This window comes from Rhodoluna limnophila (assembly GCF_005845365.1).
Classification (GTDB): domain Bacteria; phylum Actinomycetota; class Actinomycetes; order Actinomycetales; family Microbacteriaceae; genus Rhodoluna; species Rhodoluna limnophila.
In genome coordinates, this window is sequence record NZ_CP040509.1 from 154,933 (window position 1) to 171,326 (window position 16,394).

15 protein-coding genes and 1 tRNA gene are annotated in these 16,394 nt (G+C 53.3%); 11 read left to right on the forward strand and 5 right to left on the reverse strand.

Annotation, left to right across the window (positions count from 1 at the left end):
- The first annotated feature begins 38 nt into the window (after window positions 1–38).
- Together FFA38_RS00715 and FFA38_RS00720 are read left to right on the forward strand one after the other, a co-directional pair.
- Window positions 39–614: a nitroreductase family protein gene (locus FFA38_RS00715; RefSeq protein ID WP_138315137.1), complete on the forward strand. Its 576-nt coding sequence runs from the start codon at window positions 39–41 to the stop codon at window positions 612–614.
- Between the two features lie 79 nt (window positions 615–693).
- Entirely contained in the window at window positions 694–1,338 is a 645-nt protein-coding gene (locus FFA38_RS00720; protein ID WP_172955979.1) for a DedA family protein, read from the forward strand.
- A gap of 7 nt (window positions 1,339–1,345) precedes the next feature.
- Here FFA38_RS00720 and FFA38_RS00725 read toward each other — a convergent pair whose 3' ends face one another.
- The 4 genes from FFA38_RS00725 to upp form a co-directional block, all read right to left on the reverse strand.
- Window positions 1,346–1,984, reverse strand: coding sequence for an AAA family ATPase (locus FFA38_RS00725; RefSeq protein ID WP_172955980.1), 639 nt, complete (start codon window positions 1,982–1,984; stop codon window positions 1,346–1,348).
- Window positions 1,985–1,986: 2 nt separating this feature from the next.
- The gene (locus FFA38_RS00730; RefSeq protein ID WP_138315141.1) at window positions 1,987–2,577 is read right to left on the reverse strand and encodes a winged helix-turn-helix domain-containing protein; all 591 of its coding nucleotides are present in this window, start codon (window positions 2,575–2,577) and stop codon (window positions 1,987–1,989) included.
- A 189-nt stretch (window positions 2,578–2,766) separates the two neighbouring features.
- Complete coding sequence (locus tag FFA38_RS00735; RefSeq protein WP_138315143.1) at window positions 2,767–3,285, reverse strand: DeoR family transcriptional regulator; 519 nt, start codon at window positions 3,283–3,285, stop codon at window positions 2,767–2,769.
- Window positions 3,286–3,551: 266 nt separating this feature from the next.
- Window positions 3,552–4,187 (reverse strand): uracil phosphoribosyltransferase, encoded by a 636-nt coding sequence (gene upp, locus FFA38_RS00740; protein WP_138315144.1) that lies wholly within the window; start codon window positions 4,185–4,187, stop codon window positions 3,552–3,554.
- A 12-nt stretch (window positions 4,188–4,199) separates the two neighbouring features.
- Between upp and FFA38_RS00745 the strand changes: the two genes are divergently transcribed.
- Together FFA38_RS00745 and FFA38_RS00750 are read left to right on the forward strand one after the other, a co-directional pair.
- The gene (locus FFA38_RS00745) at window positions 4,200–4,643 is read left to right on the forward strand and encodes a nucleoside deaminase (RefSeq protein WP_253786175.1); all 444 of its coding nucleotides are present in this window, start codon (window positions 4,200–4,202) and stop codon (window positions 4,641–4,643) included.
- 4 nt (window positions 4,644–4,647) lie between these two features.
- Window positions 4,648–5,301: an HAD hydrolase-like protein gene (locus FFA38_RS00750; RefSeq protein WP_172955981.1), complete on the forward strand. Its 654-nt coding sequence runs from the start codon at window positions 4,648–4,650 to the stop codon at window positions 5,299–5,301.
- Between the two features lie 25 nt (window positions 5,302–5,326).
- On the opposite strand, the gene FFA38_RS00755 is transcribed toward FFA38_RS00750, so the two are convergent.
- Complete coding sequence (locus FFA38_RS00755) at window positions 5,327–6,244, reverse strand: cation diffusion facilitator family transporter (RefSeq protein ID WP_138315148.1); 918 nt, start codon at window positions 6,242–6,244, stop codon at window positions 5,327–5,329.
- A 19-nt stretch (window positions 6,245–6,263) separates the two neighbouring features.
- Here FFA38_RS00755 and FFA38_RS00760 point away from each other — a divergent pair.
- From FFA38_RS00760 to rpoC, 7 genes are all read left to right on the forward strand, one after another.
- Window positions 6,264–6,353: transfer RNA gene (locus FFA38_RS00760), tRNA-Ser, on the forward strand.
- 21 nt (window positions 6,354–6,374) lie between these two features.
- On the forward strand, window positions 6,375–6,719 hold the full coding sequence (locus FFA38_RS06925) for a hypothetical protein (RefSeq protein WP_216641750.1): 345 nt from the start codon (window positions 6,375–6,377) through the stop codon (window positions 6,717–6,719).
- The gene (locus FFA38_RS00770) at window positions 6,697–7,536 is read left to right on the forward strand and encodes a hypothetical protein (RefSeq protein WP_138315150.1); all 840 of its coding nucleotides are present in this window, start codon (window positions 6,697–6,699) and stop codon (window positions 7,534–7,536) included. Before FFA38_RS06925 ends, FFA38_RS00770 begins: the two co-directional genes overlap by 23 nt.
- Window positions 7,537–7,562: 26 nt before the next feature.
- The gene (locus FFA38_RS00775; protein ID WP_138315152.1) at window positions 7,563–7,937 is read left to right on the forward strand and encodes a hypothetical protein; all 375 of its coding nucleotides are present in this window, start codon (window positions 7,563–7,565) and stop codon (window positions 7,935–7,937) included.
- Complete coding sequence (locus tag FFA38_RS00780) at window positions 7,937–8,251, forward strand: hypothetical protein (protein ID WP_138315153.1); 315 nt, start codon at window positions 7,937–7,939, stop codon at window positions 8,249–8,251. The genes FFA38_RS00775 and FFA38_RS00780 overlap by 1 nt, the downstream gene beginning before the upstream one ends.
- 240 nt (window positions 8,252–8,491) lie before the next feature.
- Window positions 8,492–12,082: a DNA-directed RNA polymerase subunit beta gene (gene rpoB / locus FFA38_RS00785; RefSeq protein ID WP_138276022.1), complete on the forward strand. Its 3,591-nt coding sequence runs from the start codon at window positions 8,492–8,494 to the stop codon at window positions 12,080–12,082.
- A 24-nt stretch (window positions 12,083–12,106) separates the two neighbouring features.
- Complete coding sequence (rpoC, locus tag FFA38_RS00790; protein WP_138315155.1) at window positions 12,107–16,321, forward strand: DNA-directed RNA polymerase subunit beta'; 4,215 nt, start codon at window positions 12,107–12,109, stop codon at window positions 16,319–16,321.
- Window positions 16,322–16,394: the final 73 nt, after the last annotated feature.

A 16,394-nucleotide genomic window follows, 5' to 3' on the forward strand; every position in this document is an offset into this window, starting at 1 on the left:
TGGGAATAAATTCTGACAAGCCCGGCTTTACTTGAATTATGAGTAAAACAGCTATCACTGCAGCCCCTATCCTTCCTGTTCTAGCCGAGCGCTGGAGCCCACGTGCGTATGACGCAACCCACGAGATTTCTCAGCACGAGCTTTTGTCTGTGCTTGAGGCAGCTCGCTGGGCGCCAAGCGGCAACAACACGCAGCCTTGGCGTTTCTCGGTTGCTACCCGCGGCACCGATTTGTTCGAGAAGATCCGCTCTGGCCTCGGTGGTTTCAACGCGGCTTGGTCACCAAACGCATCGGCTTACATCGCGGTTTCAGTAACCACTCACCACGCTGATGGTTCACCGGTCAAGAGCGCAAAGTTTGATGCCGGCTTGGCAACATCGCAGTTGGTTATTCAGGCGCACGAGCTTGGGCTACACGCACACATCATGGGTGGTATTGAGCACCAGGTTTTGACCGAGGCACTTGAGCTGCCTGCTGGTGTTGAGATTCTTGTGGTTATTACTCTGGGCAAGATTGCTCCGGCAACCAGCCTTGAGGGCCCGGCTTACGAGCGCGAGATTGCTCCGCGCACCCGCCTCGAGCTCGACGAAATCGTGCTCACCGGCAAGCCGTAAGTTTTAGTTTTCGCGAGGGGCCTGCCGGTTGGTGGGCCCCTCAAACTTTTGCTCAACTAATCCGAATTAGGCTTGTTATATGAACCCGGTAATTCACCTCGCGATTTCTGATGAGATCGCGACTTGGTATGACCAAATCGGTCCGTGGCTTTTTTACGGAGTGGTTTGGGGTTTGGTGTTTGCCGGCACCGGTTTGTTTGTCGGGGCTTTCGTTCCTTTCGTAACCGGTGATTCGCTGGTTTTTGCTGCTGGGTTGGTGGCGGCTGGTTCTGCCGGAACCGCGGCTGAGGTCAACATCTGGGTGATGGCAATTGGTGTTGGTGTTGCCGCTTGGCTTGGCGATCAAGTTGGTTATGCGCTTGGTCGGCATTTTGGGCGGCCTTACCTCGATAAGCGTGAGGGCAAGTGGTTGCGTTCGGCAATTGCCAAGTCTGAGGCGTTCTACAACGCTTGGGGTTGGTGGGCTGTGGTTATCTCGCGCTTCATGCCTTGGGCTCGAGTAATTGTGCCGGCAATTGCGGGTATCTCTCGCATGAACTACTACAAGTTTTTCAGTGCCAACTTGGTTGGTGCGCTCACCTGGGGCACCGGCCTTACCGTGACCGGTTACTTTGCGGCTTCAATTCCGGCGGTCAAGAACGCCTCTTACGCCATCGCCTTTTTCTTTATCTTGGCGTCTTTGGTTGCCGGTTTCCGGGCTTGGATGAAAAACCGCGCTGCTTAGTTCTTAACTAGTTGCCGATTATGTCGGCGTGGTTTGGCGATTTTTCGCGGGCATAAAACTCAAGTTCTTGGGCAGCCCAGCGGCCCCAAAATTCATCAGAGCCTTCGCGTTTGAGCCAACGCTCGTGGCGGGTTTCTTCGCCAACTTCCAGCCAAACTTTGATGTCCGCCAGTTCGGCAGCGGCTTCGCTGAGGGCTCCGCAGCCTTCAATAATCAGCGGTGTTCCGCCTCTAAATTCTCGCCAAGCACCTAGTCGTTCGATGGTTTCTCCGGTTTGCTCTGCTGCCCAGTCAAACTCGCGCCACTCAGCAACGGTTCTTTTTGCGGTTGGTCGCAGCACAAATCGCAGCATGTAGTCAGAGCCCTGTTCCAGTCCGTCCCAGCCCAGGTATAGGTCGTCCATGTGAACCACGCGTGGCAGTGAATCGCCCTCTTTAAACAGCCGGCGCTGCAAAAGGTCAGCCAGGGTTGATTTTCCAGAGCCTGCTCGGCCATCGATCAACACAATCGGGGTTGGGTTGCCGTCTTCAATCAGCTCAAGAATTTGGGCGGTTAGTGCATCAACCAATTCGGCTTGCTTGAGAGGTTCGCGGTTCTGCGCGTTCTCGCCCGCACCTGCTCCACTGCCCACGTTTGACTCGGGCAACACTAGATTTCGTAGATCACGTCAGGGTGGTTGTCAAAGCGGTAACCTCCACCACGAACGGTTCTGATGATGTCTTCGTAGCCGGCAATCTTTGCGCGCAGGCGTCGAATATGCACATCGATAGTTCTCTGGTTCGGTGCATTTTCCTCATCGCCCGACCACAAAATGTCGATGATTTCTTGGCGCGGAATCGTCGCGCCCTCGTGTGAAATCAGGTAGTTGATTAGGGCAAATTCTTTATAGGTGAGGTCGGCGTTTTCGCCGTCAACAAAGACCTTGTGGCGCTGGGCATCAACCACTAGGCCTTGGGTGTTGTCTTCTTCTTCAACGGTTTGCGCGTCAACAATTTTGTCAATCGCGCGTGGGTCGCGCAGCGCGGTTCTAACCACATCGATAGGCCTGCCGCCGGCACCTTTCGGCGCTAGGGCAACCGCTGCGTAAGTTTCGTTGGCTGCGGCCGGAACCACCTCGGCAACGGTCGCACGAAGTTTGGCCACCAATTCAGCCAGGCTGCTGCCGGCTGCTTTGGCGGTCTCTTCGTCTACGCCAACGTACAGCGCAAATCCGCGTGCTTCAGTGTTTGTCTCGCTCATCAGATTTCTAGGCTATCAGCGACAGGGCTCAGGTGGCCGTCAGCTGGCTCGGCCACACAGGGGTTACCTCTCGCGCGTTCAGTAAACCCCCACAAATTTGACCAACCTGGATAGTTTCGCCCCCGCCAACCTGCTCATAATTGCCCAATTTTGCCTATGCAAAAAGCCAACTTTGTTGGCCGTATCCATTCATCTCGATCGCGAATCAATCACCGCGTTTGTCCCCAGTGCTCGCTTTGCCTGTGAATCGATCAGCGCAAGATAATCGGTGTTCAAAAACTGATTTTGCCCACCAAAAAACTCTTTTGTCATCAAATGGTTCTTCACCAAGATGTTCAGCCAGCGCCTGGCCGTCACCTCGGCCACTTGGGCGTTTTCGGCCAGCTGACGAATCGACACAATCGGATACCGCGCCAAGCACCTAAGCAGGGCGGCCGAGCGGGTCAGCGGCACCAGTCGCGTCTCAATCAGAAACCGGTTCAGTTCTTCAAAGTGCTTCAAGACCGCTGCCTGCAGCTCAATCTGAAAGTTCGGGGTGGCGGCAAAATCCTTGTGGTTATCGATGTGCTTGCCTTCAAAGGCTCGTCGATGCACCGATAGTTTGCCCTGGGTGGTTTTAAAAATCACACCGATTACCACGTGGCAACAGGTGTCGATGATGTGGGTGAAGTCGATGTGCATGCGGGGAGGGTAGGCGTAATTGGACATGAGGTCAAATTATTTTGCCTACGCAAAAAGCTGATTGGTTTTTTGAAAGATGTGGAGAACCCAAGGACCGGAAAGCTCAGAAATCGGTCTAATTTGGCGGCCAACAAAAGTTGGCTTTTTGCCCATGCAAAATCTGGCAATTATGAATAGGTTGGCGGGGCGAACCTATCCAGATTGGTCAAATTTGTGGGGGTTTACTGAACCTCCGGAAGGTACTTACAGTGTGGCCGAGCCAGCTGACGGCCACAGCCAAAGTGTCCTCGGGGTTATTCAGCCAAACCGTACAAACGGTCGCCCGCATCACCAAGGCCAGGCACGATGTATCCGTGTTCGTTCAAGCGCTCATCGAGAGCGCCGAGCACGAGCTTGACATCTTTACCGTGAACGTGCGCTTCAAGAGCAGCAACACCCTCAGGTGCACCCAATAGGCACACGGCAGTCACATCTGTGGCACCGCGTTCAAACACATAATCAATCGAATCGATCAGGGTTCCGCCAGTAGCCAACATCGGGTCAATCAAGAACACCTGGCGGCCGCTCAGGTCATCTGGCAAACGGTTTGCGTAGGTCACCGGCTGCAAAGTTTCTTCATTGCGCTTGATGCCCAAGAAACCAACGGTTGCGGTAGGCAGCAACTTGGTCATGCCCTCTAGCATTCCAAGACCAGCACGCAGAATCGGCACGATAATCGGGCGAGGCTTTGCCAACTTCACACCGTCAAAAGTCGTGACTGGGGTTTCAATCTGAACCTTCTCAACGCGGACATCGCGGGTGGCCTCATAGGCCAAAAGTGTCACCAGTTCTTCAACCAACTGACGGAACACCGGAGACGGGGTGTTCTTGTCACGCAAGATGGTGAGCTTGTGGGTGATTAGAGGGTGATCGGCAATGTGAACTCGCATACTCTTAAGACTATGGATTACCCAGCACTCATGGAAATCGCGCTCGCCGAAGCGGCCAAATCTGGCAACGATGTTCCGGTAGGCGCAATCATCATTGATGCCGACGGCAATAAAATTGCCAATGCTCACAACAATCGTGAAGTAACCAATGATCCGACTGGGCATGCCGAGCTAATTGCTATTCGTGAAGCAGCTGCCCTTCTCAAGGACTGGCGCCTGACCGGCTGCACACTGATAGTGACCCTAGAGCCGTGTGTGATGTGTGCCGGTGCCATTGTTGCCGCCCGAATTCCGAAGGTTGTATTCGGTGCATGGGATGACCGCGTTGGTGCATCCGGATCTCTATACGACCTCCTAAGAGATTCAAGACTCGGGAACCCGGTTGAAGTTATCGGGGGAGTACTAGAAGACCAAGCCGCCGCCCAACTAAAGCAATTTTTTGCAGATAGGCGCTAATCAATTGACCTACACAACTGTCCTGTGGGACCTAGACGGAACCATTGTTGACTCAGCCCCCGGCATTTTCGAGTCTTTCATTCACACCTTTACTACCCTCGGTTTGCCGGTGCCTCCGGTTGATGAGATGCGCTCGTTCATGGGCCCACCGCTGCCAGTAACTTTTGGTGAGATCCTTGGCTTTGAACCGGCGCTTGCCGCCGAGTGCCTGAACGTCTACCGAGAGAAATACCTTCGCGGTGGCGGTGCCCAAAACTGCCAACTTTTTCCGGGTGTTGTTGACCTCGTCGAGCGCAATCGTGATGCCGGCCGGGCAAACTCACTCGCCACATCCAAGGGGCTTTCGGGTGTTGAAGTTATCGGTGAGATGTTTGGAATCTTGGACCTCTTTGACGTTCTGGGAACCGCCTCAAACGACCAGACCCGCAGTGCCAAAAAAGACGTTGTCACTTACGCCCTCGATGAACTACAAAAACAGGGCGCTGACCTAACCCGCACGGTTTTGATTGGTGACCGCATTCACGATGTTGAAGGCGCGCGCGAGCACGGCATCGATGTGATTTTGGTCAAGTGGGGTTATGGCAATCAGTCCGAGTGGGCCGAGGCAGATGCGCTCGCCGAAACCCCCGAGCACCTAGCCGAATTGCTCGGGCTTTAGTAGTAACCAAGTCAGTTGAAAGTCCTTAGGCGGATACTCTCAATAAATCTGGCTCAAGGTAAATAACGCGTGTTGCCGGAACAGCCGCACGAACATTTGCTTCAGCCGCATCGATGGTTTTGACGATAAATTCAGCATCGTCGCCGGCAGCGATTGCAATCTTGGCACCAAGCATCAATTCATCTGGGCCCAAATAAAGAGTCTTCATGTGAATCACCGATTGCACACCTGGAGTGGCCATCAAGGCCCCGCGAATCGCGGCAGCGTCTTCAGCAGTGGCGCCCTCGCCGACCAAAAGGCTAGAGGTTTCGAAGCCCAAAACAATTGCAACCAGAACCAGCAGCACACCAATAGCCAGTGTTCCGATCGCGTCCCAGATTGGATTATGGGTGATAACCGTGAGCCCAACACCGGCAAATGCCAGAACCAGACCAATCAGTGCGGCAAGGTCTTCGAGCAAGATCACCGGCAGCTCTGGGCTCTTGGCTCGACGGATAAATTCAACCCACCCTTTGCCGTGACGAACATGGTTGGCCTCTTTTACAGCAGTGCGCAAACTAAAACTCTCGAGCACAATCGCGGTAGCCAACACAACTAGCGGCAACCAAACCACCTCTAGTTCGTGTGGATGTTGCAGTTTAGAAATGCCCTCGGTAATCGAGAACAATCCACCGACAGAGAACAGCACAATCGACACCATGAATGCGTAGATGTATCGGCTGCGGCCATAACCAAAAGGATGCTCTGGGGTTGCTGCTCGACGTGAACGCTTGCCGCCAACAATGAGCAGAATTTGGTTGCCAGAGTCAGCTAGTGAGTGGATTCCCTCGGCCAACATCGAGGCTGATCCCGAGAAAAACGCTGCGATGAACTTGGTGATTGCAATGCCGATGTTTGCCAGCAGCGCTGCAATGATGGCGCGCATAGAACCCTCTGTACTCATGTGTAGTAGCCTATTTGACGGTTACGTGTCCGAGCGGCCGAAGGTGCAACTCTCGAAAAGTTGTGTGGGTGAAAGCCCACCGTGGGTTCAAATCCCACCGTAACCGCCACTTTTATAAAGGGGGCTCAAAATGAAACGACTCCTAACTGGGCTTGCCCTGATCGCCGGCACGACTTTGCCGCTGACCGGCTGCGTAATTTTTGTGCCGTATCCGGTGCCCACTTCGGTGCCTGGCCCAACTCACTCCGACCCTCCATTCAACTTCGATGAAGTTGCAGCCGAAACCTTGGAGTTTGCCAAGACGCTAATCGGACTTGAAGAGCAGGATGCGATTCGAGCAATCGAGGCCCGCGGTTACGAGTACCGCGTAGTTGAACGCGACGGCGAATCGTTCCCAGTCACTCTCGACTATCGCCCGACCAGAATCAATCTTTCAATCGAGGGGCTCATCGTTGTTGACGTCAACGTGGGCTAAGCCAAAAAGATTCATGGCCGCATTGGTGGCCGGCTTGCTTGCGACTATTTCGCTAACCGGATGTGCTTCAAGAACCGAGCCTCTTGTCGAGCAGTTGGCCACCAACTCGGGCCTCGAGCATTTCACACTGCTTGAAGAAAGCACCGAGGGCGATTGCGGAGGTCTGGTCGTTTGTGCCGACCGGTATTACGAACTTGCCTTCACGGCGCCAATTTCGGTAGAGCCAAATCAGATTTGCACCGATGTTTTGGCGTTCGCAGCTCGTTTCCAGGCAGACGGTTATTCGCGAGACTCGCAGTACCCAACGGCAAGCAACCTTGCCTCAAACGAGGTAGCAGCCCAGCAATTTTGCCTCACAACAATGAGCACAGAGCTGATCAACTGGGATCAAACAACTTTTTACAGCGGTGTCATGTTTTATCTGCCTGGCCAGGATGACGGTCTGGCAAAAATTGTGACTTTGCGCAGAAGCATTGATGACTTGTACGTGCTGACCATTGGCTTTAGTCGTGACCCCAACCGAGGTGAAAACCCAGCAAACTGGACCTACACCGATGCCCCAGCGGTCGCACTAACCCAGGTAGAACTTGACGATGACAACGACTTTGCCAAGATTGCCCACGAAACCATGCAGTTTGCGATCACGGTAATCGGCATGACTGAGGCAGCGGCCATCCAGGCAATTAAAGAAGCAGGCTACAGCCACCGAATTGCAGAGCGCGATGGCAAGCAATTTGCCCTCACCGAGGACTATTCGCCGCAGCGAATCAACCTGCTGGTGCGTGACAACAAAGTCTTTGATGTTTGGGTTGGTTAGGCACGGCCGTCTGTAAGACTTAGACCATGGCGCAAATCGTTTTGACCCCAACTCACCTTGAGCTCAAGCTCACCACTGCCGAGCGCATTTTTGCCGTGCACGGCGACCTATCGATTCCCGCCGCTCTGGTTCGCGGTGCAAATGTAGCGTCGCCAGATGTGTGGAAGACCCTTGGCCTGCGCATTCCGGGCACCGGCGTGCCAATGTTCCTCTATTACGGCAGCTTCTGGCGTGCGGGCAAAGCCGGCGGCTGGACTTTCTCGCTCTGGCGCGCTAACCGACCATCAGTCGAGATCAACTTGGCCACCGGCAAAGGCAACCGCTTCAAGCGCCTGGTAATTGCAGTTGACGATGCTCAGGTTTGGGCCGACACCATTAATGACGCTCTAGTCAGTTGCTAATGCAATCTACGCCGGTTGCAATAGTTGGAGTCCACCTGGCCCAAAAGGGGCTATTTGGAGCCAAAACCTGCGATTTAAAGCGCATATCACGGCAAAAGGGAGCATTCAAGGCCCTTGACGCCAAGTTCAGGGCTGATTATGGGGTTGGCCTAGAAACCACCGCATCAAGCACCGGTCGTGAGCCATGCGTTTTGGCCAAATTTGAAGACGGTTCAACATCGATGCTGCTTGATGCCCGAGACCTGGCCACCATCGATGGATCCATGGAAAGCTTCGAAAAAACTCTGCGCGCCAAGCTGTTTTTGTTCTTTTAGCACCGATTCGAAAAACTCAGCGTATTTACAGAAAATTTGTTTACAACCGTTCTATAACGGCGATAGACTAAACCTTTGCTCCCAAACACCCCGCATGCATATTTTGGCTGCGCGCGTGACCGCATATTGAGGCGTCACCGGTTTTAGGTTGCGATTTTTCACCCCATCTATTTATCAAGTCGCGATTGATGAATAGCAGTATTCCTTGGAGGAACATTGGCTGCGAAGAACGCAAAAACCATGAAGAACGATCGTCTGGCAAAACGCCTTAGCTTTGCTAAGTCACCAGAACCTATCGAACTTCCAGATCTATTGAGCCTGCAGACCGAGAGCTTTGACTGGCTCGTCGGTAACCCTGCATGGCGTGAAAAAGAAGGTCCAGCCGCTAAGACTGGTCTAGAGGAAATCTTCGAGGAGATCTCTCCAATCGAAGACTCATCAAACTCGTCACAAGACGCAAAGATGGGCCTTACCTTCGGAAACCCAGAGCTCTACGACCCGTCATACACCCCTGACGAGTGCAAGACCAAGGGCAAGTCATACACCCAGCCGCTTTACATCAAGGCTGAGTTCACCAACTACCTAACCGGTGAGATCAAGTCTCAGACCGTGTTCATGGGTGACTTCCCAGTCATGACCGAAAAGGGCACCTTTGTTATCAACGGCACCGAGCGTGTTGTTGTTTCACAGCTTGTCCGCTCACCTGGTGTTTACTTCTCTGTTTCAACCAACACCACCGGTAACCTCGATGTTCGTAACAACAAGGCTCAGATCATCCCTAGCCGCGGTTCTTACCTAGAGTTCCTAACCGAGTGGGTACGCGATGACCGCAAGCCAATCGCTCGCTTCGGCCAGCCAATTATCCAGGTTCAGGTTGACCGCAAGACCAAGGTCTCAGCAACCATCTTCCTAAAGGCTCTTGGCCTAACCGAAGACCAGATCCGCGACGAGTTCAAGGACATCGAGTCAGCTGTAAAGGCTGGCGCGCCAAACTGGACTTTCGACCTTGACCTAATTGAGAACACCTTGGCTTATGACAAGTCAAAGGTCTTCGCAAACCCAATCATCACCAAAGAAGACGCGCTTCGTGAGTTGTACCGCAAGGTACGCGGCGAGACCGCAGGTGCTGAGGTTTCAGAAGCATGGTTGAAGTCAACCTACTTCGAGTCAAAGCGCTACAACTTGGCAAAGGTTGGTCGTCACAAGCTCAACCGCAAGCTAGGTCTAAACGTTGACGCAGCTCAGAACACCCTGACCGTTGAAGACGTTGTAGCTACCCTCAAGTACCTACTTCTATTCGACCAGCAGATCGCTAACTCAGCTGCCATCTCAACCGGTGCTCGCCTAGAGTTCCCAGTCAAGATGGGTGGCAAGACTGCCAAGATTGCTGTTTCTTCTGACGACATCGATGACTTCTCTAACCGCCGCATCCGCAGCGTTGGCGAGCTTATCCAGAACCAGGTCCGCATCGGTCTAAGCCGTATGGAGCGCGTGGTTCGCGAGCGTATGTCAACTCAGGACATCGAGGCAATCACCCCACAGACCCTGATCAACTTGCGCCCAGTCGTAAGCGCGATCAAGGAGTTCTTCGGTGCTTCACAGCTTTCACAGTTCATGGACCAGAACAACCCACTGGCAGGCCTCGCACACAAGCGTCGTCTATCAGCGCTTGGTCCTGGTGGTATCGCTCGTGAGCGTGCCCAGATGGAGGTCCGTGACGTTCACCCTTCTCACTACGGACGTATGTGTCCTGTTGAGACTCCTGAAGGTCCAAACATTGGTCTTATCGGTTCGCTAACCGCTTATGCACGTATCAACGCATTCGGCTTCATCGAAACCCCTTACAACAAGGTTGTAAACGGCAAGGTTTCAGGCAAGATCGAGTACCTAGATGCAGCTGCTGAGCAGGGCAAGGCAATCGGTGCGGCTGAGACCCCACTAAACGCAGACAAGACCTTCGCAAACAAGAAGGTATTTGCTCGCTACCAGGGTGACGTTGTTGAGGTTGACGCAGAAGACGTTGACTACCTAGACATCTCACCTCGCCAGCTAGCATCTGTTTCAACCTCTTTGATTCCGTTCCTTGAGCACGACGACTCGTCTCGTGCGCTTATGGGTGCCAACATGCAGCGTCAGGCAGTTCCACTGCTTCGCTCAGACTCACCATTCGTAGGTACCGGTATGGAGCGCGTAGCCGCAATCGACTCTGGCGCAGTTGTCGTCAACGAGCTTGCCGGTGTTGTTGCTGAGGTTTCTGCAGACGTAATCACCATTCAGACTGACAAGGGCGGCGTAAAGGAATACGTTCTTCGTAAGTTCGACCGTTCAAACCAGGGCACTGCCATCAACCAGCGAGTAATCGTTGAGGCTGGTCAGCGCGTTGAGGCCGGCGAGGTTCTTGCCGATGGTCCTTCAACTGACTTGGGTGAGCTTGCTCTTGGTAAGAACCTTCTAGTGGCATTCATGCCATGGGAGGGTCACAACTTCGAGGACGCGATCATCCTGAGCCAGAACTTGGTCAAGGAAGACACCCTTTCTTCAATTCACATTGAAGAGTATGAGGTTGACGCTCGCGACACCAAGCTTGGTAAAGAAGAGATCACCGCTGACCTACCAAACGTTTCGCAAGAGGCTCTTGCTCAGCTAGACGAGCGCGGCATCATCCGCATCGGTGCTGAGGTTCGCCCTGGCGACATCCTGGTCGGTAAGGTAACCCCTAAGGGTGAGACCGAGCTTTCAGCTGAAGAGCGTTTGCTCCGTGCCATCTTCAACGAGAAGTCTCGCGAAGTTCGCGACACCTCACTGAAGGTTCCTCACGGCGAGCAGGGCACCGTTATCGGTGTCAAGGTGTTCGACATCGAGGCTGGCGACGACGAGCTAGGTGCCGGTGTAAACCAGCGCGTAGTAGTTCACATCGCACAGAAGCGCAAGATTACCGAGGGTGACAAGCTTGCTGGTCGTCACGGTAACAAGGGTGTTATTTCTAAGATCCTTCCGGTCGAAGACATGCCATTCATGGAAGACGGAACCCCGGTTGACGTTGTTCTAAACCCACTGGGTATTCCTGGTCGTATGAACTTCGGTCAGATCCTTGAGACCCACCTTGGCTGGATCTCAAAGCAGGGTTGGAACGTTGAGGGTGTAGCAAAGTGGGCCGACAGCATGGTTGACGCAATGCGTTCAGCTGAGCCTGGCACCAAGGTTGCAACCCCGATCTTCGACGGCGCTTCAAAGGACGAAATTGTTGGTCTTCTAAAGTCAACCCTGCCTAACCGTGATGGTCAGCGCTTGGTTAAGGAGACCGGTAAGGCTCGTCTATTCGATGGCCGTTCAGGTGAGCCGTTCCCAGAGGACATCTCAGTTGGTTACATGTACATCTTGAAGCTCCACCACTTGGTAGACGACAAGATCCACGCCCGTTCAACCGGTCCTTACTCAATGATTACTCAGCAGCCACTTGGTGGTAAGGCTCAGTTCGGTGGTCAGCGATTCGGTGAGATGGAAGTTTGGGCCCTACAGGCATACGGTGCTGCGCACACCCTGCAGGAGCTTCTAACCATCAAGTCTGACGACATTACCGGTCGTGTGAAGACCTATGAGGCAATCGTTAAGGGTGAGAACATCCAGGCTCCTGGTATCCCAGAGTCATTCCGTGTTCTTGCCAAAGAGATGCAGTCGCTAGCTCTAAACGTTGAGGTTCTCAACGCTGCTGGCCAGGTTGTTTCTCTAAAGGAAGATGACTTCGAGTCAGACCGCGCTGCGGAAGAGCTCGGCATCAACCTTTCACGCAACGAATCATCATCGGTCGACACCGAATTCACCGGTTTCTAAGAGATTTAGGAAAGAGAAGAAATCATGGAAGTTGAAAACTTCGACGCTCTCCGAGTTGGTCTAGCCACCTCAGAAGACATCCGCTCTTGGTCAAACGGTGAAGTAAAGAAGCCAGAGACCATCAACTACCGCACCCTAAAGCCTGAAAAGGACGGTCTTTTCTGTGAAAAGATCTTCGGTCCTACCAAGGACTGGGAGTGCAGCTGTGGCAAGTACAAGCGTGTCCGCTTCAAGGGCATCGTTTGTGAGCGCTGTGGTGTTGAGGTAACCAAGTCATCTGTGCGCCGTGAGCGCATGGGTCACATCGAGCTTGCTGCTCCGGTTACCCACATCTGGTACTTCAAGGGTGTTCCTTCACGTCTTGGCTACTTGCTAGCCATGGCTCCAAAGGACCTTGAGAAGATCATTTACTTTGCGGCCTACCGCGTGATGTCAATTCACCACGAAGACATCACCCTTGACCGTGCACTTATCAAAGAAGACTACGTTCACCGTTTGAACACTCTTCTTGAGTCTCGCCAGGATGAAATGCTGGCTGTTGCTCAGGCCGAGTACGACGCACTGAACGCTCTTGGTCTTGCTCTAGAGCCATCAATCAAGGTTTGGGAAGCTCCGGTCTGGGTTGACGCTCAGTTCGCGAAGACCATCGAGCAGTTGGTTGAAGCTGAAGAGAAGAACCCAGAGGGCTTCTGGGGCAAGAAGGCTGTTGCCGCTGCTGAAGAGGCTGCCGACAACGAGCAGTTGCCAGTAGTTCGCACTCCTGCAGAAGAGAAGCAGATCAAGCAGCTTCTTTCTGAGTTCAAGAAGAAGACCGACAAGATCGTTAAGGAATACGCTCGCGTTGAGCGCCCAGCTAACCTCCAGAAGGAGCAGCTAGCTTGGCGTCTATTCTTGACCGTTAAGTCAGGCGACCTAATCCAGAACGACGTCATCTTTGACCACTTCGACTACAGCTTCGGCGAGTACTTCGACACCTCAATCGGTGCCGAGGCAGTACAGCGCGTTCTTGCTGAGTTTGACCTTGATGCAGCTGCTGCCGAGCTTCGTGAGCAGATTGCAACCACCAAGGGTTCAAAGCAGACTCAGGCAATCAAGCGCCTCAAGGTTGTTCAGTCATTCATCGGTTCAAGCACCCCACCAACCTCAATGGTCCTAGACGTTCTGCCGGTTCTTCCGCCAGAAATCCGTCCTATGGTTCAGCTTGATGGTGGCCGCTTTGCTACCTCTGACCTAAACGACCTATACCGTCGTGTGATCAACCGCAACAACCGTCTAAAGCGCTTCATCGATCTCGGTGCAGTTCCAAAGACCATCCTTAACAACGAGAAGCGCATGCTTCAAGAGGCAGTCGATGCTCTATTCGACAACGGTCGTCGTGGCCGTGCAGTTACCGGTACCGGTAACCGTGCCCTGAAGTCGCTATCTGACTTACTAAAGGGTAAGCAGGGTCGTTTCCGCCAGAACCTTCTAGGTAAGCGCGTTGACTACTCAGGTCGTTCGGTTATCGTTGTTGGTCCTCAGCTGAAGCTGCACCAGTGTGGTCTTCCAAAGCTGATGGCACTCGAGCTCTTCAAGCCATTCGTAATGAAGCGCCTTGTTGACCTGGGCCTAGCTCAGAACATCAAGTCTGCAAAGCGCATGGTTGAGCGTTCACGTCCGCAGGTTTGGGGTGTTCTAGAAGAAGTTATTCGCGAGCGTCCAGTTCTGCTAAACCGTGCACCTACCCTTCACCGTCTAGGTATCCAGGCCTTCGAGCCTCAGCTAGTCGAAGGTAAGGCAATCCAGCTTCACCCGCTCGTTTGTGCTGCGTTCAACGCTGACTTCGATGGTGACCAGATGGCAGTTCACCTTCCACTATCTGTAGAGGCTCAGGCTGAGGCTCGTATCTTGATGCTTGCTTCAAACAACATCTTGAAGCCTTCAGATGGTCGTCCAGTTGCTGTACCTACTCAGGACATGATCATTGGTCTATTCCACATGACCACCCTGAAGGAGGGCGCAGTCGGCGAGGGCAACCTATACGGTTCAATCGCAGAAGCCACCATGGCTTACGACGCAAAGGCACTTGACCTACAGGCCAAGGCTCGCATCCGTTTCGAAAAGAACGGTGAGCTAAAGCTTCACGAGACCACACTTGGCCGTGCGCTATTCAACCAGGCCCTGCCTGACGCGTACGACTACCAGGAGCTACAGGTTGGCAAGAAAGAGATCGGAAAGATCGTTGCTGAGCTTGTAGAGAAGTTCTCACGTGTTGAGGTTGCACAGTCTCTAGACCGCATCAAGGATGCCGGTTTCCACTGGGCAACTCGCTCGGGTGTATCGATGTCTATTGCTGACGCAAACTTCGACGCATCTGGTGCATTCGACAAGGCTCGTTCAAAGATGATCATCGATGGCGAGAAAGAGCACACCAAGATTCAGGAAGCGTTCGACAACGGTCTGAAGTCTGACCTAGAGCGTCGTGACGAGCTAGGTGCTCTTTGGTTCAAGCGCACCAACGAGATCCAGAACTTGCTTCAGGAGTCAATCCCTGCTGACAACGCAATCTTCAAGATGGTGACATCTGGTGCACGTGGTAACTGGCTACAGATCCGATCAATCATCGGTATGCGTGGCCCAGTAGCTACCTCATCTGGTGACTTTGCTCCGATGCCTGTGAAGGGTAACTACCTTGTAGGTCTAACCGCCAACGAGTACTTCATCAACGCAACCGGTGCCCGTAAGGGTAACGCTGACACCGCGATGAAGACTGCTGCTGCCGGTTACCTAACCCGTCGTCTAGTTGACGTTGCCCAGGATGTTATCGTTCGCGAGCACGACTGTGGCACCAACAAGGGTCTAGAGAAGTCTCTAAAGGACATCGATGGCAACTGGGATGAGCAGACTATTGAACTGTCTGTTCTACACCGTGCGCTGCAGAACGATGTTCTAGTTGGCAAGAACGTAATCGCTAAGGCTGGTCAGACTGTTGACCAGAAGCTAGTGGATGCATTCAAGGCTGCTGACGTTGAGTCTGTATCTGTTCGTTCAGTGCTTACTTGTGAGTCACTGCAGGGTGTTTGTGCACTTTGCTACGGCATCTCACTTGCAACCGGTGACGCAGTTGAGCTTGGTGAGGCCATCGGTATCATCGCTGCTCAGTCAATTGGTGAGCCTGGAACCCAGCTAACCATGCGTACCTTCCACACCGGTGGTGCTGCATCGTCAGCTAAGAAGCAGACCATTCTGAAGTCAATCGGTGGTCAGAAGGTTCGTGTTGAGCGTCTGATCTCGTATGACATCACCCAGGGTCTGAACGGTGTTACCGACCTTCTAGAAGCACGTGTTGGTTGGCGCCAGCAGGGCAAGGTTGCCGTTATGGCATTCTGGCCTGGCACCGTCGACATCGTTGAGGTTCCAACCTCAGGTGGCGCAAAGAAGTTCGACATCTACGTTCGTCCGAACGGTGAGGCCGCTGAGAAGGCAGCTGAAGACCTGGCTAACCAGTACTCATTCAGCCGCACTACCTCAAAGACCTTCAAGAAGCTGTCTCCATACAGCCCAATCACCTCAGTTTCAAACCCAGATGACCTCTTGGTCGAAAAGGGTGAGGTTGTAAAGGCCGGAGACTACCTAGTTGACGGAACCCCGATCCCACACGAAGTTCTAATGGTTAAGGGTGCTCGTGAAGCAGCCGCCGAGATCATCCGTGGTGTTCAGGCAATCTATGGCTCACAGGGTGTGCCTCTGCACGACAAGCACCTTGAGGTTATTGTTCGTCAGATGCTAGGTAAGGTCACTGTTATTGACAGTGGTGACACCGACATGCTTCCTGGTGAGATCATCGACCGCAACCGCTTCACCGCGATCAACCGCGCTGCAGTTGGCGAAGGCAAGAAGCCTGCGTCAGCTCGTCAAGAAGTAATGGGTATGACCCGTGCTTCATTGGCTGCGCAGTCATGGCTATCTGCTGCTTCGTTCCAGGAGACCACCCGAGTTCTAACTCAGGCAGCTCTTGACCGTCGCGAAGACCCACTAGTTGGTCTAAAGGAGAACGTCATCATCGGTAAGCTCATCCCAGCTGGTACCGGTCTTAAGGTTTACCGCAACATCACTGTTGAGGCCACCGAAGAGGCTAAGGCTGAGAAGTACCCGAACCGCATTTGGGCTGATTCAGTGGAGTCTTCAGACTTCTCAGATGACTTCAGCGCAACCGATTTGAGCTTCACTTCGATCGAGTCTTACTCAGAAGAGAAGTAGTAGTCCAAAAAACCATTTGACCCACCGGAGCCTTTTCAGGTAGTCTTGGAAGGACGTGTGCTAAAGCATACGT